The sequence below is a fragment of the Streptomyces sp. DSM 42067 genome, from assembly GCF_055792885.1.
Genome location: NZ_CM147706.1, coordinates 2310589 through 2329266 on the forward strand (window position 1 = coordinate 2310589; position 18678 = coordinate 2329266).

Genomic DNA, 18678 nt, shown 5'->3' on the forward strand with positions numbered 1-18678 from the left:
AGTGAGCCGACACACATCCGGCCGGACCTTGTCGGGCAAGGTCCGGCCGGGGGCGCGGTGTTGACGACCGGTGTTGACGGTCAGCCGAGCAGGGACTCGAGTTCGACGTGGTCCAGGCCGTGCGCCTCGGCGACCTCGCGGTAAACGACCTTGCCGTCATGCGTGTTGAGGCCCTTGGCCAGCGCCGCGTCACGGCGCAGCGCCTCGGCCCAGCCGCGGTTCGCGACCTCCACGATGTACGGCAGCGTGGCGTTGGTCAGCGCGTACGTCGAGGTGTTCGGGACGGCGCCGGGCATGTTGGCGACGCAGTAGAACACCGAGTTGTGCACCCGGAAGGTCGGCTCGGCGTGCGTGGTCGGACGCGAGTCCTCGAAGCAGCCGCCCTGGTCGATCGCGATGTCGACAAGGACACTTCCCGGCTTCATGCGCGAGACCAGCTCGTTGGTGACCAGCTTCGGCGCCTTGGCACCCGGGATGAGCACGGCACCGATGACGAGGTCGGCGTCGAGGCAGGCCTTCTCGAGCTCGAAGGCGTTGGAGACGACGGTCTGGATCTTCGTACCGAAGATCTTGTCGGCCTCCTTGAGCTTGTTGATGTCCTTGTCGAGCAGGGTCACGTGGAAGCCCATGCCGATGGCGATCTGCGCGGCGTTCCAGCCGGAGACGCCACCGCCGATGACGACGGCCTTGGCGGCCGGCACGCCCGGGACGCCGCCCGGCAGCACGCCGCGGCCACCGTTCGCGGCCATCAGGTGGTAGGCGCCGACCTGCGGAGCGAGACGGCCCGCGACCTCGGACATCGGGGCGAGCAGCGGCAGCGCACGGCTGGGCAGCTCGACGGTCTCGTACGCGATCGCGGTGGTGCCCGACTCGAGGAGAGCGTCGGTGCACTCCTTGGACGCGGCGAGGTGCAGGTAGGTGAAGAGCGTCTGGTCCTTGCGGAGGCGGTGGTACTCCTCCGCGATGGGCTCCTTGACCTTGAGCAGCAGGTCGGCGGCCGCCCAGACCTCGTCGGCGGTCTCCAGGATCTGCGCTCCGGCCGCCACGTACTCGTCGTCCGGGATCGACGAGCCGACACCGGCGTTCCGCTCGACGACGACCTGGTGGCCGTTGCGCACGAGCTCATGCACGCCGGCCGGGGTGATGGCCACGCGGAACTCGTTGTTCTTGACCTCGCGGGGGATGCCGACCTTCATCGTCGATCACGGTCCTTGGCTCTGGGGATTTCTCGGGCAATGCAACACATACCCGGATGCACAGGAGCGCATCGGGAGACACCGCAAAAGTACACGGCAGAGCCAGTCTAATGAAGGGTTTCTGGCTGTCTAGCCTTTCAATGCATCAATCTCTCGCGGATGCACTACGGATTTCGTAGGTGTAAGAGGTCTGTTCCATTGATGCGTCGGGCTGGCGGGCGGTTCAGCCCCTCGTCCTGCAGGCCCCCTGCCCCGCGTGCTGGGGGTCTGCTTGGCGCGCCCCGTCTGCCCGCCCTTGCCCGTCCTGGTCCTCGGGAACAGCCGGGCTGGCGTCGACCTCGATATCCGCAGGGCTGTCCTCGACCTCGGGATCCGCAGGGCTGCCCTCGGGGATCCGGGTGTCCTCGTGTGCCGGGTTGTGGTCGGAGCGGACCTCCTGGCGGCTGGCGCCCTCCTGGATGCTCTCCGGGTCCTCGCGCCGTGTCCGGCCGCTGCCCTCGCTCTCCGGCCCCAGCATCCGCTCGGCCACGCCCCGGTGCAGCCGGGCCGCGGCGGGATCTCCGAGGCGCTCCAGCGTGTCGGCGAGCCGGAGCTGCAGCGCGCACTGAAGCCGCAGGTCGCGGGCCTGTCGAGCCTGTTCCACGGCCTCCTGGCAGGTACGCAGCGACTCCTCGGGCCGCCCCGCGTACTCCTGCACCCGTGCCATCTCGCTCAAAGCCCTGGCCAGGGCGGACACGTCGCCCGCCCTGCGGTACGCGGCGACCGCCGACCGCCAGTTGCGCAGCGCCTCGCCGTAGCGGCCCGCGTAGGTGTGCACGGTGCCGAGGCGCCCGTACAGCCGGGCCGCGTCGGCGCGCTCGCCGTTGGTGAGCCGCTGCGCCAGGGCTCGTCCGTACCAGTCGGCGGCCCGGTGCCAGTCCCCCAGCTCCTGGTGGGCACCGCCTACGGATTCCATCGCGCGGCCCGTCGCATACGGGTCGTTCGCCTGCCGTCCGGCGTCCAGGGCCGCCCGGTAGCGTGCCAGCGCCTGCTCCGTACGGCCTGTCCGTGCGTCGAGGTCCGCGAGGTTCAGCAGCGCCGCGGCCTTCTCGCGGTGAAGATCACGGCGCTCGGCGACATCGAGGACGAGCCCGTGGATGCCGTACAGCTCGGGGGCGGCCGCCTCCGTGCCGCGGTGGGCGACCAGCGCGCGCACCAGCGCCGCCATCAGTCGCCGCGCGAGCGTGTCCAGCTCGCCGTCGGCGACCGCGAGCCGGGCCGCGGCGAGCAGCGCCGGCTGCCGGACCCGCAGCCACTCGGCGGCGGCCGCGGGGCTCGGGAAGCGCAGGGCGCGGGGCAGTCCGGCGAGCTTCTTGCGGGCGAGTGAGCCCTCGGGTTCGGTGGTGGCGCGGCAGGACTGCAGCAGGCGTACGGTCCGCTCCAGCATCCGGGCGCGGGCCAGCTGGACCTCGGCAGGGCGGTCCAGTGTCTCGCTGAGCCCGCGCAGCAGCGGCACCAGGCAGCCCGGCACCTCGTACTGCGGCAGCGGCGAGTCGGGATTCATGCGACTCGCCTCCGGGGCGCTCCAGCCGGTGTCGAGGGCGCGACCGTGCTCAGCCCTTCGGGCCTCCGCGCGCTCGCGCCCTCGACACCGGCGCGCCCCTTCGGCTCGCACGGGCCGTACCAGTCCGAGGGTGGCGAACTCGTCGAGCCTCGCCTGTGCCGTGGAGACCGAGCAGCCCGCGAGCGCGGACGCGGTGTGCGGGTCGACGACGCCGGCGGGGGCGAGCGAGAGCAGGCGCAGCGTCCGTGCGGCGACCGACGGGAGGGCCACGTACGCGTGCCGGAAGACCCTTTCCAGCGCCGGGCCCTCGTCGGTATCGCCGGACAGCCATTTGGCCAGGTCGGCCACCGATGCCTGGGGACGCGCCGCGAGCCAGCCCCCGGCGAGGAGCAGCGCCGCGGGCTGCCCCCCGCACTGCTCGACGAGGGCTTCGGCGGCGTGCGGGTCGCAGGTGATACGAACCGATCCCGTGAACCGGCCGAGGAGTTCGACCGCGGACTTGGTGTCGAGGCCGCCGAGTGTGCAGGGCCGTACGTCGGGGATGCCGGTCAGCGGCCCTCCGGAGACCGCGACGACGAGGCAGTCGGGGTTGTCCGGCAGCAGTGCGTCGACCTGCTCGGCGTCCGCGGCGTCGTCGAGGAGCAGCAGGACGCGGCGGTCGGCGAGGGCGTCGCGCAGCGCCTCCGTGAGGTCGTCCTCCGCCGCTCCGGGCGGGGCGGGCAGATCGAGCGCGCCGAGGAGTCCGCGGGCCGTGCGCTCGGCGGGCACCGGTGTGCCGCCCGGCTCGGTCAGCCGGGCACGCAGGACGCCGTCCGGGTAACGGCCGGCGACCTGTCGTACGAGCTCCTCGGCGAGCGCCGTGCGGCCTGAGCCGGGCTTTCCGGCGATCAGCAGCACGCGCGCGCGGGGGGCCTTGCGACCCGCGATGGTGTCGAGGCCGGCGCGTTCGATGTCCGCCCGGAGTTCCTTCAACTCCCTTGTACGGCCAAGGAACTGACTGACCGCGGGATTCGCCGCAGGAGTCTCAGGGGGCTTCGCGGGACTCTCCGCAGGAGCGGACCCGGCAGCCGGTTGCTGCCCCTCCCCCGGCACTTCCGCGCCGTCGGTGTCCACCGCCTGATCCGCCACGGGCCACGCTCCCGTCACACTGCGCACACGATCCCGCCGGGACTCCGTCGGGGCGTTTCCAGAGGGTAGTTCACTCTCTGCAACGATCCCCTGGGAGCACGGCGGGGAGGTCCCTCGATCGGATCAGCGGATCTTCGGATCGGCGGCGGGACGGGCTGCTTTCAGCCCGTCCGGGGGCACCTGCTGGGGCAGCCCCAGTGTTGGCTGGGGGAGCTTGAGGACGAGGCGGCGCAGCCGCCGGCAACGGGGTCGCCCGTCAGGCCTCGAACGGCCGCGCCGGCCAAGGCGCCTCGGCCGGGCGCAGGCTGTCCAGGCCGTCGCCGTTCAGCGCCGCGGTGAGCGAAAGGGCGCCCACGACCAGGCAGTTGTTGTGCAGCTCGCCGGCGAGGACACCACGTACCAGCTCGTCGAGCGGTACCCGGGCCAGCTCCATGTCGGCCTCTTCGTGCTCGACCTCGAAACGCTCGCCGTCGGCCTCGGACAGCTCGCGGGCGAGGAAGATGCGGACGGCCTCGTCGCAGCCGCCGGGCGTCGTGTAGACGTCGGTCAGCACCCGCCAGTCCTCGGCCTTGACGTGCGCCTCCTCGTAGAGCTCGCGCTGCGCGGCGTGCAAGGGGTTCTCGCCGGGGACGTCGAGGAGCCCGGCGGGGATCTCCCACAGCTTCTGCCGCACGGGGTGCCGGTACTGGCGCAGGACCAGGACGCGGTTCTGCTCGTCGAGCGCGAGAACGGCCACGGAGCCGGGGTGGACCTGGTAGTCGCGGCGGGCGACCGTTCCGTCGGGCATGACGACGTCGTCGGCGCGGACGGACGTCTTGTTCCCCACGAACGGGGTCTCCGTCGCCCGGACCTCCCACTCCTCGGCGGTGTCCTTGATCGTCATGTCGACCTGCCTCCTCAACGCGTACGGCCAAACAGCACGCGCAAACACAGAACAAATACAGAAACCGGGGCACGTCGCTCAAAAGCGCGTACCCCGGCAACCGTATCGCCCTTGTGTTACTTCCCGGTCTTGCCCGTCTTGCCGGCGGCCTGCTGGCGCTCGACGGCCGCCTTGACGAGGCCGGCGAAGAGCGGGTGCGGCCGGGTCGGACGGGAGCGCAGCTCGGGGTGCGCCTGGGTCGCGACCAGGTACGGGTGGACGTCGCGCGAGTACTCGACGTACTCGACGAGCTTGCCGTCCGGCGAGGTGCCGGAGAACTGCAGGCCGGCCTTCTTCTCCAGCTCCGCGCGGTAGGCGTTGTTCACCTCGTAGCGGTGGCGGTGACGCTCCTCGACGTACTCCTTGCCGCCGTACACCTCGCGCACGATCGAGCCCTCGGCGAGCTTCGCCGGGTACATACCGAGCCGCATGGTGCCGCCCATGTCGCCCTCACCGGCGACGATGTCGAGCTGCTCCGCCATGGTGGAGATCACCGGGTGGCCGGTCGCGGCGTCGAACTCGGTGGAGTTGGCGTCGGGGATGTCCGCGAGGTTGCGGGCGGCCTCGATCACGATGCACTGCAGGCCGAGGCAGAGGCCGAGCAGCGGGATCTTGTTCTCGCGGGCGTACCGGATGGCGCCGACCTTGCCGCTGACGCCGCGGTCGCCGAAGCCGCCGGGGACGCAGATCGCGTCGACGTCCGAGAGCTGCTCGGCGGCGCCCGCCGGGGTCTTGCAGTCGTCAGAGGTGACCCACTTGATCTTGACGCGGGTCTTGTTGGCGAAGCCGCCCGCGCGCAGCGCCTCGGTGACCGACAGATAGGCGTCGGGCAGGTCGATGTACTTACCGACGAGCGCGAGCGACACCTCGTGCTCGGGCTTGTGGACGCGGTCGAGCAGGTCGTCCCAGGTCGACCAGTCGACATCGCGGAACGGCAGGTCGAGCTTGCGCACGACGTAGGCGTCCAGGCCCTCGGTGTGCAGCACCTTCGGGATGTCGTAGATCGACTTGGCGTCGACGCAGGCCACGACCGCGGTCTCGTCGACGTCGCACATCAGCGAGATCTTGCGCTTGATGGAGGTGGGCACGTCGCGGTCGGCGCGCAGCACGATGGCGTCCGGCTGGATACCGATGTTGCGCAGGGCCGCGACCGAGTGCTGGGTCGGCTTGGTCTTCAGCTCGCCGGACGGGCCGATGTAGGGCAGCAGCGAGATGTGCACGACGAAGACGTTGTCGCGGCCGACCTCGTGGCGGACCTGGCGGACGGTCTCCAGGAACGGCAGCGACTCGATGTCGCCGACCGTGCCGCCGACCTCGGTGATCACGACGTCGACGTCGTCGGTCGCCATACGGCGGATGCGGTGCTTGATCTCGTTGGTGATGTGCGGGATGACCTGCACGGTGTCGCCCAGGTACTCACCGCGCCGCTCCTTGGCGATCACCGTCGAGTAGACCTGGCCGGTGGTGACGTTCGCGGACCCGTCGAGGTCCACGTCCAGGAAGCGCTCGTAGTGACCGATGTCCAGGTCGGTCTCGGCGCCGTCGTTGGTGACGAACACCTCACCGTGCTGGAAGGGGTTCATCGTGCCGGGGTCGACGTTGATGTACGGGTCGAGCTTCTGCATCGTGACCCGAAGCCCACGCGCCTTGAGCAGCGCGCCCAGGCTGGAGGCGGTGAGGCCCTTGCCGAGGGAGGAGGCGACGCCCCCGGTGACGAAGATGTGCTTGGTCGTCGAGGGTGACGAGGATCGATTCGGCATGGCCAAGGCGGAACTCCCGTGGTCGCGGTCTGAATTGCGTGCCGGCTTTCTCGGATTCCGGGAGATCGGAATTCCGGGGTGCCGTCGCTGCGGTTCGGGGGTCTCGCAACGCCGGAGAATGCCCACCGGTCCACGGGCTACCAGGGTATCAGCGGCGAGGCGTGACTGCTCCCGGCCACGCTCCGCACACCGTTCGCACACGGTCCGCCACAGACGTCACCCCGCGCCCACTCTTTCGGCTCATTACGGTTGACCAGTGCGGCACGCGGGGACCTACCGTGCGTCGTATCCTGCTCGGACATTCGCTGCCGAGTCAGCCCGGCAAACGGCACACCCCAGCCCGTCGCCCGGAACAAGAGCTCGTCAGTCAGTTGTTGAAGATCGGTTTCCCCCTTCACCGCAGAGCGAGCGCCCCCTGAGGGCGCTGTGGCCGTTTGACTGGAGACGTACGTGGCCGGGCGCATCGAGGACTACGCACTAATCGGAGACATGCAGACCGCCGCCCTGGTCTGCCGGGACGGCACGGTCGACTGGCTGTGCCTGCCCCGCTTCGATTCGCATGCCATCTTCGCGGGCCTGCTCGGCACGGAGGAACACGGTTTCTGGCGCCTCGGACCGGCGGTCCCGGCAGGCGCCGAGCCCCCGACCGCGAACCGTCGCACCTACCGCGGCGACTCGCTGATCCTCGACTCCGAGTGGGACACACCACGCGGCACGGTCCGTGTGACCGATTTCATGCCCCCTCGTGACGGAGCCCCCCAGGTTATCCGCATCGTCGAGGGCGTCAGCGGCCGCGTCCCGATGCGCTCGGCCCTGCGCATGCGGTTCTCGTACGGGCGCATCACTCCCTGGGTGCACAAGATCGACGGCCGTACGGTCGCCGTCGCGGGCCCCGACTCGGTCTGGTTCGACACCCCCGTCGAGACGTACGGCAAGGACCTCACGACGTACTGCGACTTCACGGTGGCCCCCGGTGAGCGCGTCGCCTTCACCATCTCCTGGCAGCCCTCCCACAAGGAGCCGCCGGGCCTGCCGGAGCCCGAGCAGTCGCTGGAGGCGACCGAGGAGTTCTGGAAGGAGTGGGTGGCGCACTGTACGTACCACGGCCCGTACCGTGAGGCGGTCGTCCGCTCCCTGATCACCCTGAAGGCCCTGACGTACGCGCCGACCGGCGGCATCGTCGCGGCGCCGACGACCTCCCTCCCGGAGCACATCGGCGGCGTCCGCAACTGGGACTACCGCTACACCTGGCTGCGGGACGCGGCGATCACCCTCTCCTCGCTGCTGCGCACCGGCTACCGCGAGGAGGCGCGCGCCTGGCGCGAGTGGCTGCTGCGCGCGGTCGCAGGGGACCCCGAGAACCTGCAGATCATGTACGGCATCGCGGGCGAGCGCGAGCTGGGCGAGGCGGAGCTCGACTGGCTCCCCGGATACGAGAACTCCGCCCCGGTCCGGGTCGGCAACGGCGCCGCGAACCAGCTGCAGCTCGACGTCTACGGCGAGGTCACCGAGGCCCTGCACCTGGCCCATATGACGGGCCTGTCCCGCAACGACTACGCGTCCCTGCTCCAGCTCAAGCTGATCCACTACCTCGAGGACCACTGGGACGAGCCGGACGAGGGCATCTGGGAGGTGCGCGGCCCGCGCCGCCACTTCGTGCACTCCAAGGTGATGGCCTGGGTCGCCGTCGACCGCACGATCAAGCTCATCGAGTCGGGCGACGTGGACGGCCCGGTGGACAAGTGGCGCGAGCTGCGCGACGACATCCACCGCGACGTCTGCGAGAAGGGCTACGACAAGGAGCGCAACACCTTCACCCAGTCCTACGGCTCGCAGGAGCTCGACGCCTCGCTGCTCCTGATTCCCCAGATGGGCTTCCTGCCCCCCGACGACAAGCGGGTCATCGGCACCATCGAGGCCATCCAGCGCGAGCTGTCGACCCCGGACGGCTTCATCCTGCGCTACCCCACCGCGGGCGACGACGCGGGCGTGGACGGCCTGGCGGGCGACGAGGGCGCCTTCCTCGCCTGCTCCTTCTGGATGGCGGACGACCTGGCGATGATCGGCCGCGTGGACGAGGCCCGCCGCCTCTTCGAGAAGCTGCTGTCCCTGCGGAACGACCTGGGCCTGCTGGCGGAGGAGTGGGACCCGAAGCTGCAGCGGCAGGTGGGCAACTTCCCGCAGGCGTTCAGCCACGTGCCTTTGATCGACACGGCGCTGCGGCTGACGGCTTCCGGGGCGTACGGGGGCTGAAGGGCTTACGGGGGGTCCCGACAGGCAGGTGGGCGCGTACGGCAGCCGAGGCCCCGTACGCGCCCGTGAGGGACCGGACGTAGGCGCTCAGGCAGGAGTGGCCGCAGCCTCGGGCGTCTCCTCTGCGTCGTCCTCCGCCCGTTCCGCCGCATCGTCCAGCACGATCCGCCCGATGCTCTCGTACCGCTCGGGGTACCCGGCCTTGGCCTTCGGTGGAACGTCGGAGATCGAACCGGCGCCGTCGCGCGGAGGGGCAAGGACGGCGCCCGCATGACGAACGCCACAAGCGACACGAGGTCGCGGTTTCCCGCGCGCGGACGACGAGATGTCGCACGGTAAGGCCTGGTGCGGCCCGGTGTGACGAGAGGGAGATGTCCTCGGAACACGAGCCCGGGTAACGTCCGGCAAATGGAGACGCAGGGCGGTATCACCGTGCAGCGGGCACTCGAGCTGCCGGGGCTGCGCAGCGGGCTTCCGGAGGTCCTCGCCGGAGCCGACCGGCTGCAGCGCACCGTCCGCTGGGTGCACGCGGGCGAGGCACCCAACATCGCCTCGCTGCTCAAGGGGGGCGAGCTCCTGCTGACCACGGGGCTCGGGCTCGGCAGCCGCCCCGCCGAACAGCGCGGTTTCGTACGGCGGCTCGCCGAGCGCGGCATCGCGGCGCTCGTCGTCGAACTCGGCCCCCGCTTCACGCGCCTCCCCGCGGCCGTCGTGGAGACCGCGCGGGCGGTCGGTCTGCCCTTGGTGCAGCTGCATCGCGAGGTGCCGTTCGTGGCGGTCACCGAAGAGGTGCACACCGAGATCGTCAACTTCCACTACGCGCTGCACCAGCAGGCCGAGGAGGTGCACCGGCGGTGCACCGAGGCGCTGCTGGGCGGCGGCGGGGTGCCCCAGGTGCTGAGCATCCTGGCGGAGTTCAGCGGCAACCCGGTGTTCCTGGAGACGCCGGAGGGGCAGCTCCTGTACGCCGCCGGGACCGGGCCGGCGGGGACGGATCCGCTGCAGGTGTGGGACGGGCTGCGGGGCGGCCGGGCGGCTCGTGAGGCCGCCCGGGAGCAGGGGCCGCCTGCCAGTGCCGTGATCGTCGACGTGCCGGGGGGCGGCCCCGGCGGCGGAGGGCTGGGCAGCGGTGGTCTGGGGACCGGCCCGGGCGGCAGCGGGCTGGGAGCCGGGCCCGGGGGTGGTGGTCCCGGCGGTGCGCCGGTCACGACCGGCTCGGTGCGTGCCCGGCTCGTGATGCTCGCGGTCGCCAACCCGACCGCGCCCGTACACCGGATCGCGGCGGAGCGCGCCGCGGGCATCCTCGCCGTCGTCCTGATGCAGGCCCGCCAGGAGGAAGAGCTGGCCGCGCGCGGCCGCGGCGACTTCCTCACCGATCTCGCGGAGGGCCGCATCGCGGCCGAGGACGCCCCGGCGCAGGCGAGGGTGCTGGGATTCAAGCCCGGCGAGGCGCCGCTGCTCCCCGTGGTGATGCGGTTCCCGGACGGGCATGCCGGGCTCTCGCCGGGCGGCGGCTGGGCGGTCCTGGCGCGTGCCGTCGCGGAGGAACTGGCGTCGGTGGGCGTGCCGGTGCTGCTCGGTGTACGCCCGGTCGAGGGGCGTGTGCCGCTGCTGCTGGCTCTGCGCTCCGAGTCCGAGCGCACGGCCGTCGCGGACCGGGTCGCGGCGGCGCTGCGGGCCGGCGTGGAGCGGGCGGGCATGCAGCGGGCCGGCGGGCAGCCGCCGGTCGTGGTGGTCGGGGTTGCGGGCGGCTGGGCGGCCGCATCGGCGGGGCTGCGGCATGCCGCGGAGACGGCGACGGCGGCGCAGGGCCTGCCCGACCGCCCGTGGTACGACGCGCGGCGTCTGGACATCGACCTGCTGCTGTGGCGTCTGCGCGACCACCCGGACCTCGCGGCGTTCGTCGACCGCGCGATCGGGCCCCTGCGTGACCACGACCGCCGCTCGAAGCCGCCGCTCCTGCCGACGCTGGAGACCTATCTGGCCCATGCGGGCCGCAAGGCGGAGACGGCCCGCGAACTCCACCTCAACCGGCAGACCCTCTACAACCGTCTGGCCCGTATCGGCGAACTCCTCGGCACGGACCTGGACGACCCGCAGACGGTGCTGGCTCTGAGCCTGGCGCTGCGGGCCCGGAGGTATGCACCATGACGCTGTTGGCCTGAACCCTTCGCCGGCCGACGCTCGCTATGTCGTCAGCGTCCCCGTCAACTCGTCATAGACGCTGAGGACTTGAGCGACCGTCTCGTCCTCCGTCGGCCAGGTCGCCGCCTGGGCCTCGCCCAGCGCCCTGAGCTGTTCCCTTCGCCCGGGGTCGGCGAGGAGGCGCCCGACCGCGTCCGCGAGCGCCTCCGCGTCGCAGGGCGGGACGAGTTCCGCGGCGTCCCCGACAAGGTCGGGCACGCCGCCCACGGCTGTCGCGACAAGCGGCACGCGCGCGTGGAGCGCTTCCTGGGCGAGGACGGAGCCTGCCTCCCAAGGGCTGGGCAGCAGGGCGATGTCGGCGGCCGCGAGCAGTTCCGGTACGTCGTCACGTCGGCCGAGGATGCGTACGGGCAGCCCCTCGTCCTCGATACGCCTCTGCAGCGCACCCCGCAACTGCCCCTCTCCGGCGATGACCACGAGCGGTACGGGGTCGAGGTGCCGCCACGCGCGCGTGGCGTCCAGCAGCGTCTCGTAGCCCCGGTGTCGTTCGAGCGCGCCGACAGCCATGAGCAACGGCCGGTCGACGGCGCCGAGTTCGGCGCGTGCCTTGTGATGCGGCCGGTCGGCGTCCTCCTCGGCACCCGCCGAGCCCTCCGCCCGCCGGGGCCCGGGGAACGCGACGGCCGCGAGCCGTGCGTCACGCGCACCCCTGCGGCGGGCCCGGTCGACGAGGTCCGACGACGTGCCGAGCACGACCGAAGCCGACCTGGCGACCCGGCGTTCGAGCAGGCGCAGAAGGTGGGCGCGCGCCCCCTCGGCGTGTGTGCGGGTGTGCCAGGTGACGACGAGCGGGGTGCGGCGGCCGCTGAGGGCGAGGGCGGCACGGACGGCCGCGTTCAGCCCGTGCGCATGCACCAGGTCGGCATCCGCGCAGGCCAGGCGTAGTGCCGCCACGGACGCCGGATCGCTGCGGCGCGGTAGGGGGATGTGCTGGGCGCCGACGTCCCGGAAACCGAGCCCTCGTGCGACCTCGGTGGGGGCGCACACGGTGACCCGCACGCCCCTGGCGACAAGGCCGGCGGCGAGTGAGCGGACGTGGACGCTGCTGCCCCCGCTGCCCCCGCCGAGCACCTGCACGGTGCGCAGCGGCGAGTTGCCGTGCGGTGTGTGGCTGCTCACGGTGGCCGGGCTCCTGGGGCGGCGTGGGACGGCGGTGAAGGGTCGTACTGCCTGAGTGGCGGGGCGTGATGGGTTGACGTACAGCCTCAAGGATGCCAGCCCGTACGGACGTTCCGGCACCGACCGATGACCACCACCGTGTCGGAGCGGGCAACACGCCGCTATTGGATCACCCAATTGGGCGACGGCGTGGCCGCTTTGGTCTGAAAACCGAATCAACCCACTACTGTCGGCGCCCCCTTCCACGTCCTCTGATCCGTCTCTCCCACCTGCCGCGCAAGCTCGCTCACCTTGTCGCCGTACACCGCCGCCGCGACCAGCCCGGCCGCATGCGCCGCGAGGCCCGCGCGGCCGTTGCCCGCGACGATCGCGGCACCCAGCGCCGCACCCAGCGCATGCGCTCCGGCATCGCCGATCATCGTGCGCTCGGCGACGTCGTCGGGAAGCACGGCGGCGGCCGCCCCGACGGATGCCGCGGACAGCACCCCGGCCGGCCCCTTCCTGAGCAGTCCTGGTGCGCCCAGGGTGAGTACCGCGGCAGTGGCCCTTCCAGGCCGCACGTCCACAAGGTTGACGAAGTGCGCAGTGCCGGCGATCACCATGCCCGCCAGGAACCGGTCCACGGGCCGCTCCTTGAGCAGCGCCCCGGCGGCGAGCCCGGCCGCCGAGATACCGAACAGCTTGACGGCCCCGCTGGTCACCTCACGGTCGCGGAGCGCGGACAGATGCGCACGGAACCCGCGTCGGGTGTCCCCGGCGCCGGCGACGTCGTCGTACGCCCCGCACGCCCCGGCCGCCAGTACGGCCAACGCGGCGGCGCCCCTGGTACGGGCAGGCAGCGCGCCGAGAGCGGCCCCCACGGCAACCGCAGGCCCGGCTCCCAGATGCACGGTGCGCCCGGCGTAGTTCGTACGCTCCCACCGCGACGCACCCCCGGGCGAACGTCGCAGCAACTCCCCGTAGACAGCGCGCGTGGCTCCCGCGCCAAGCCCGAACGCGACAGCCCTGCCGAACCTTCCGATCATGCCCGTCACCTTACGGAGACCGGCGTGCCGACCGGCGACGCGGGCACAGGGCGCGCACCGGCACGGCGGTGCCCGGCGAAGCCCTGCCGGCTAACCGTCCGCCCGCGCCGTGGCCAGCAGCTCCTCGGCATGTGCCCGAGCCGTCTCCGAGTCCTCCTGGCCGGCCAGCATCCGGGAGAGCTCGCGGATGCGGTCCTCGCCCTCCAGGACCTTGACCCCCGACCGGGTCACGGAACCGTCGTTCGTCTTCTCCACGAGGAGCTGGCGATCAGCGAAGGCCGCCACCTGCGGAAGGTGCGTGACGACCACGACCTGCGCCGACTTTGCGAGCTTGGCGAGCCGGCGGCCGATCTCGACCGCGGCCTTGCCGCCGACACCCGCGTCGACCTCGTCGAAGAGGTACGTCGGCACGGGGTCGGTGCCCGCGAAGACCACCTCGACAGCGAGCATCACGCGCGACAGCTCACCACCCGATGCGCCCTTGGCGATGGGCCGCGGCGGCGCGCCCGGGTGCGGGGCGAGCAGCAGTTCGACCTCGTCGACGCCCGTGGGCCCGTACGCGACGGTCCGCCCACCGACCTCGACGCCGTCCCCGTCCTCGGCCACCTCGGTCTGCCGGATGTCGATCGTCACGCGCGCGTGCGGCATCGCGAGGGAGGCGAGCTCGGCGGTGACCGCGGCGCCGAACCGCTCAGCGGCCTCCGCGCGGGCCTCCGTCAACGCCTCGGCGAGCCCCGCCAGTTCGTCGCGCAGAGCATCCCGCTCCGCCGTCAGCTCACCGATCCGCTCGTCGTCACCCTCGAGTTCGGTGAGCCGGACGGCGCTCTGCTCGGCCCAGGCGAGCACCGCGTCGATGTTCTCGCCGTACTTGCGCGTGAGCTGGGTGAGTGCGGCCCGCCGCTCCTCCACGGCGGCGAGCCGCAGCGGGTCGGCGTCGAGGTCGTCGGCGTACCCGGCGAGCTCCCCCGCCACATCGCCCAGCAGGATCCCGATCTCGCCGATCCGCTCGGCGAGCCCGGCGAGAGCGGGGTCGTGGGAACGAACGGCCTCCAGCGCCCGGTGAGCGCCCGCGACGAGCGTCGTGGCGTCGACGCCCTCGGGGTCCTCGGGATTGCCCGCGAGCGCGGCGTGTGCGGCCGTGGCGGCGGAGGCGAGGGCCTCCGCGTGGCCCAGCCGCTCCGCCTCGGCGGCAAGCTCGGTGTCCTCGCCGGCGCGCGGCTCGACGCCCGCGATCTCGTCGAGGCCGAAGCGCAGCATGTCGGCTTCCTGCGCACGCTCCCGCGCGCGCGTGGTGATTTCGTCGAGTTCCGCGGTGACGGCACGCAGCCTGCGGTACGCCGCCGTGTACTTGGCGAGCGGCACGGCGACCGCGTCGCCCGCGTACCGGTCGAGCGCCTGCCGCTGCCGGGACAGCTTGAGCAACCCCTGCTGATCGGTCTGGCCGTGCACGGCGACGAGCTCGTCGGCGAGTTCGGCCAGCACCCCCACGGGCACGGAGCGTCCGCCCAGATGCGCCCGCGACCGCCCCTCGGCGGAGACCGTACGGCTGATCAGCAGCGCCCCGTCGTCGAGCTCGGCGCCCGCCTCCTCGGCCCGCACGAGGGCGGACGAGTCCGCGGGTACGGTGACCCGCCCCTCGACGACCGCCGACTTGGCGCCGATCCGCACGAGGGCGGCGTCCGCGCGCCCGCCGAGCAGCAGGCCGAGGCTGGTGACCACCATCGTCTTGCCCGCACCGGTCTCGCCCGTCACGGCGGTGAAACCGGGCGACAGCTCGACGACCGCGTCGTCGATGACTCCGAGCGACCGTATCCGCATCTCCTCCAACACGGACAAGACCTTACGAGGTCGAGGCCCGGCTGTGCGACGGCCCCTGCCCCACTCCCGAGAACCCGCAGGTAGCGAAGTCCTATATCACCCGCTGGAGGACCCCACCGCTGTGGGCAGGCGCTCCGACCGCTGTGGGCATACGTTCCGCAGGGCGGAACGGGTGGGCACAGCCCACGACGGCGGGTGCCCCGAAAAAGCACAGCGCCTAGGGACACCAAGAGCCGCCCGCAGGGCTAATGCGGCGCCCCGCGCCACCCAGAAACCGGCAACGCGAACTTCGCGACCAACCGATCCGTGAACGAGGCATGGTGCAACCGAGCCAACCGCACCGGCACCGCCCCCCGGCTCACCACAACCCGCGCCCCCGGCGGCAGTTCCAGCGTCCGCCGCCCGTCACACCACAGCACCCCGTGCGGCGTATGCGTCTGCACCTCGACGGCAAGCACCGAATCCGGCGAGGTCACGAGCGGCTTGGCGAACAGCGCGTGCGCACTGATCGGCACCATGAGCAGCGCCTCGACCTCCGGCCACACCACGGGCCCGCCGGCCGAGAACGCGTACGCCGTCGACCCGGTGGGTGTCGCGCACACGATGCCGTCGCAGCCGAAGCCCGTCACCGGCCGCCCGTCGATCTCGAGGACGACCTCGAGCATCCGCTCCGCCGACATCTTCTGCACGGCGGCCTCGTTGAGGGCCCAGTCCGTGTGCACGATGTCGCCGTTGCTCTGCACGACGACGTCGACGGTCATGCGCTCCTCGACCTCGTACTCCTTCGTCACCACCCGGTCGACCACCTTCTCCAGGTCGTCCCGCTCGGCCTCCGCGAGGAACCCGACGCGCCCGAGGTTGACGCCGAGCATCGGCACACCCGAGGCCCGGGCGAACTCGGCGCCGCGCAGCAGCGTCCCGTCGCCGCCGAGCACGATCAGCAGCTCACAGCCGTCGAGGGCCTCGGGCGTGGCCTCCGGCACCAGCTCGACGGAGGGCGGGAGCGGCGGCAGGTCGGCGGCCTCCGACTCCAGTACGCGCACGCCCAGGCCGCAGCGCTGCAGCCCCTTCACGACGAGTTCGGCGCTGCGGATGGCCGCGGGCCGCCCCGTGTGGGCGAGCAGGAACACCGTACGTCCGGTCTCGGTCACCGCGGCCCCTCCGCCACTGCTCGGTCGACATCGGCCGGGTCTAGGTCGGGCGCCCCGGCACGCAGCCACAGAAAGTACTCGACGTTCCCCGAAGGACCCGGCAGCGGACTCGCCGTGACGCCCCGCACGCCGAGCCCGAGCTTGGCGGCCTGCCGCGCCACTCCGCGTACCGCTTCGGCCCGCAGCTCCGGGCTGCGTACGACGCCTCCGCTGCCCAGCCGCTCCTTGCCGACCTCGAACTGCGGCTTGACCATCAGCACCAGGTCCGCGTCGGGCGCCGCGCACCGCACCAGGGCGGGCAGCACCAGGCCGAGCGGGATGAAGGACAGATCACCGACCACCAGGTCCACGGGCTCCCCATCGATCGCGTCCAGCGTCAACTCGCGTACGTTCGTACGGTCCTTGACGATGACGCGTTCATCGCTCTGGAGCGACCAGGCAAGTTGTCCGTACCCGACGTCGACGGCGACGACCTGAGCCGCCCCCGCCCGCAGCAGGACATCGGTGAAGCCGCCCGTGGACGCACCGGCGTCCAGCGCGCGCCGCCCCTCCACCTCCAGGCCGAGCGGTACGAAGGCCTTCAGGGCGCCCGCGAGCTTGTGGCCGCCGCGCGAGACGTAGTCGGGGTCGCTGTCGTCCTTCACGACGACGATGGCCGCGGCGGTCTCCACCTGCGTGGCGGGCTTGGTCGCGGTGTTGCCGCCGACCGTCACGCGCCCGGCGGCGATCAGCTGGCTCGCATGCTCGCGTGAGCGGGCGAGCTTGCGGCGCACCAGCTCGGCGTCGAGGCGGCGGCGTGCGACTCCTGCCACGTTCGGTTCAGCTCCTGTGTCCGTAGGTATTGCCGTAGGAGGCCGGGGATCCATGGGGGTCCTCCCTGCTCGAGCCAAGCCGAGAGCTTGGGGGAGGTCCCGAGGGTCCGCGCGGTCCCGGTGGTCCGGGCGGCCCGGGAAGTCCCGGGCGCGCGTCGAGCGCGGTCAGCGCGTCGCGCAGCCCGCGGTGTACATCCTCGTACACCTCGACGTGCCCGTCCGTGGCGAGGTGGTCGGCGTCGGCCAGCCGCTCCAGCTGCGCGTCGACGTCGGCGTTGCCGGTGGGGGTGCGGGGAACGCCGAGGGGGGCGGGACCGGACGGCTCGTACGTCTCTGCCGGAACCGCCTCATCGGCCGCATGAGTCTCACGGGTCTCATGGGTTACGTCGCCGTGTGTCTCAGGCGTCACGTCGGTGGCCCCCGGCACTGAGTCGTTCATGCCCTGACGCTACCGCGAAGCGCTGGGGTACCGTCGATCGCGATGGCCACGAATGAGGAGTGCCTCAGCGCGCTCGAGAAGCTCTCCGACAACATGGCGGGCGCCGATGGTGCCGTACGCAAGGCGGCGGAGCTGGACCGCTCGCTGAGCTGCCATATCACCGACCTGGACATCACCTTCACCGGCCGCCTCAAGGGCGGCCGGATCGAGGTGCTGGACACGCTGCAGGGCGGCCCGCCGGAGAAGGCTCAGATCCGGCTCGCCATGACCGGCGACGACCTGGTCGCCCTCGTCAACGGCGAGCTGAACTTCGCGAAGGCCTGGGGGTCCGGCAGGGTGAAGCTGGAGGCGGGCCTGTTCGACCTGTTCCGCCTCAGGAGCCTGTTGTAACCGCACCGCCGCTCGTCGCGGTTGCCCGCCGCCTCCGTGCCGCCGGCACCACCAGCGGCGTACCGGTCTCCGGGTCGTCGATGACCTGGCACCGCATCCCGAACACCCGCTCGACGAGGTCCGCGGTCACGATGTCGGACGGCGCGCCCTCCGCGATGACCTCGCCGCCCCGCAGGGCGATGAGGTGGGTGGCGTACCGGGCCGCGTGGTTGAGGTCGTGCAGCACCGCGACCAGCGTCCGCCCCTGCTCCTCGTGGAGTTCTGCGCAGAGGTCGAGTACATCGATCTGGTGCTGGATGTCCAGGTATGTCGTCGGCTCGTCCAGAAGCAGCAGAGGCGTCTGCTGGGCGAGTGCCATGGCGATCCAGACGCGCTGACGCTGACCGCCGGACAGTTCGTCGACATAGCGGTCCGCCAGATCGGCGACGCCCGTCGACTCCATCGACTCACGCACGATCCGCTCGTCGTCGGACGACCACTGACGCAGCAGGCCCTGGTGCGGGTAGCGCCCCCGCGCGACCAGGTCGCCGACCGTGATCCCGTCCGGCGCGATCGACGACTGCGGCAGCAGACCGAGCGTACGGGCCACCTTCTTCGCGGGCATCGACTGGATGACCTGCCCGTCGAGCAGCACCCGGCCGTGCGCCGGCTTGAGCATCCGTGACAGCGCCCGCAGCAGCGTGGACTTGCCGCAGGCGTTGGGCCCCACGATGACGGTGAACGAGTTGTCGGGTATCTCCACCGACAGCTTCTCCGCGATGACGCGCTGGTCGTAGCCGAGGGTGACGTCGTCGGCGATGAGCCGGTTCACTGAGGCACTCCTAGAGGTGGTCTTCATGTCCGTCGGCCGGGATACGAGGGGCCGGGATGCCGACTGCCGGGATGCCGACTGCCGGGAAACCGGCAGCCGGGAAACC

14 protein-coding genes are annotated in these 18678 nt (G+C 71.9%); 3 read left to right on the forward strand and 11 right to left on the reverse strand.

The features are described 5' to 3' along the window. Window positions 1-80 precede the first annotated feature (80 nt). The 4 genes from ald to ACSMXV_RS10905 form a co-directional block, all read right to left on the reverse strand. The gene (gene ald, locus ACSMXV_RS10890; protein ID WP_181867215.1) at window positions 81-1196 is read right to left on the reverse strand and encodes an alanine dehydrogenase; all 1116 of its coding nucleotides are present in this window, start codon (window positions 1194-1196) and stop codon (window positions 81-83) included. Between the two features lie 223 nt (window positions 1197-1419). Next, complete coding sequence (locus ACSMXV_RS10895; protein ID WP_473177460.1) at window positions 1420-3867, reverse strand: tetratricopeptide repeat protein; 2448 nt, start codon at window positions 3865-3867, stop codon at window positions 1420-1422. Between the two features lie 256 nt (window positions 3868-4123). After that, window positions 4124-4750, reverse strand: coding sequence for an NUDIX domain-containing protein (locus tag ACSMXV_RS10900; protein ID WP_473177461.1), 627 nt, complete (start codon window positions 4748-4750; stop codon window positions 4124-4126). 116 nt (window positions 4751-4866) lie between these two features. Next, complete coding sequence (locus ACSMXV_RS10905; protein ID WP_181867214.1) at window positions 4867-6549, reverse strand: CTP synthase; 1683 nt, start codon at window positions 6547-6549, stop codon at window positions 4867-4869. 489 nt (window positions 6550-7038) lie between these two features. Here ACSMXV_RS10905 and ACSMXV_RS10910 point away from each other — a divergent pair, with 489 nt between their 5' ends. After that, the gene (locus tag ACSMXV_RS10910; RefSeq protein ID WP_473178885.1) at window positions 7039-8802 is read left to right on the forward strand and encodes a glycoside hydrolase family 15 protein; all 1764 of its coding nucleotides are present in this window, start codon (window positions 7039-7041) and stop codon (window positions 8800-8802) included. Window positions 8803-9210: 408 nt separating this feature from the next. After that, window positions 9211-10953: a PucR family transcriptional regulator gene (locus ACSMXV_RS10915; RefSeq protein WP_473177462.1), complete on the forward strand. Its 1743-nt coding sequence runs from the start codon at window positions 9211-9213 to the stop codon at window positions 10951-10953. Window positions 10954-10989: 36 nt separating this feature from the next. Here the strand turns inward: ACSMXV_RS10915 and ACSMXV_RS10920 are convergent, their stop codons facing one another. The 6 genes from ACSMXV_RS10920 to ACSMXV_RS10945 all read right to left on the reverse strand — a co-directional run bounded on the left by ACSMXV_RS10920 (window position 10990) and on the right by ACSMXV_RS10945 (window position 17371). Beyond that, window positions 10990-12126, reverse strand: coding sequence for a glycosyltransferase family 4 protein (locus ACSMXV_RS10920; protein WP_473177463.1), 1137 nt, complete (start codon window positions 12124-12126; stop codon window positions 10990-10992). 215 nt (window positions 12127-12341) lie between these two features. Next, window positions 12342-13151 carry a hypothetical protein gene (locus ACSMXV_RS10925; RefSeq protein ID WP_473177464.1) on the reverse strand — a complete coding sequence of 270 codons (810 nt, stop codon included), beginning with the start codon at window positions 13149-13151 and terminating at the stop codon, window positions 12342-12344. A 90-nt stretch (window positions 13152-13241) separates the two neighbouring features. Continuing rightward, the gene (recN, locus tag ACSMXV_RS10930; protein WP_473178886.1) at window positions 13242-14969 is read right to left on the reverse strand and encodes a DNA repair protein RecN; all 1728 of its coding nucleotides are present in this window, start codon (window positions 14967-14969) and stop codon (window positions 13242-13244) included. A 245-nt stretch (window positions 14970-15214) separates the two neighbouring features. Continuing rightward, window positions 15215-16120: an NAD kinase gene (locus ACSMXV_RS10935; protein ID WP_181867209.1), complete on the reverse strand. Its 906-nt coding sequence runs from the start codon at window positions 16118-16120 to the stop codon at window positions 15215-15217. After that, on the reverse strand, window positions 16117-16932 hold the full coding sequence (locus ACSMXV_RS10940; protein ID WP_473177465.1) for a TlyA family RNA methyltransferase: 816 nt from the start codon (window positions 16930-16932) through the stop codon (window positions 16117-16119). The genes ACSMXV_RS10935 and ACSMXV_RS10940 overlap by 4 nt, the downstream gene beginning before the upstream one ends. Window positions 16933-16939: 7 nt before the next feature. Further along, on the reverse strand, window positions 16940-17371 hold the full coding sequence (locus ACSMXV_RS10945) for a hypothetical protein (RefSeq protein WP_473177466.1): 432 nt from the start codon (window positions 17369-17371) through the stop codon (window positions 16940-16942). A gap of 42 nt (window positions 17372-17413) precedes the next feature. On the opposite strand from ACSMXV_RS10945, the gene ACSMXV_RS10950 reads away from it, so the two are divergent. Then, entirely contained in the window at window positions 17414-17761 is a 348-nt protein-coding gene (locus ACSMXV_RS10950; RefSeq protein ID WP_473177467.1) for an SCP2 sterol-binding domain-containing protein, read from the forward strand. On the opposite strand, the gene ACSMXV_RS10955 is transcribed toward ACSMXV_RS10950, so the two are convergent. After that, window positions 17745-18599, reverse strand: coding sequence for an ABC transporter ATP-binding protein (locus ACSMXV_RS10955; protein WP_181660950.1), 855 nt, complete (start codon window positions 18597-18599; stop codon window positions 17745-17747). The two genes, ACSMXV_RS10950 and ACSMXV_RS10955, sit on opposite strands and share 17 nt — an antisense overlap. Between the last annotated feature and the right edge of the window lie 79 nt (window positions 18600-18678).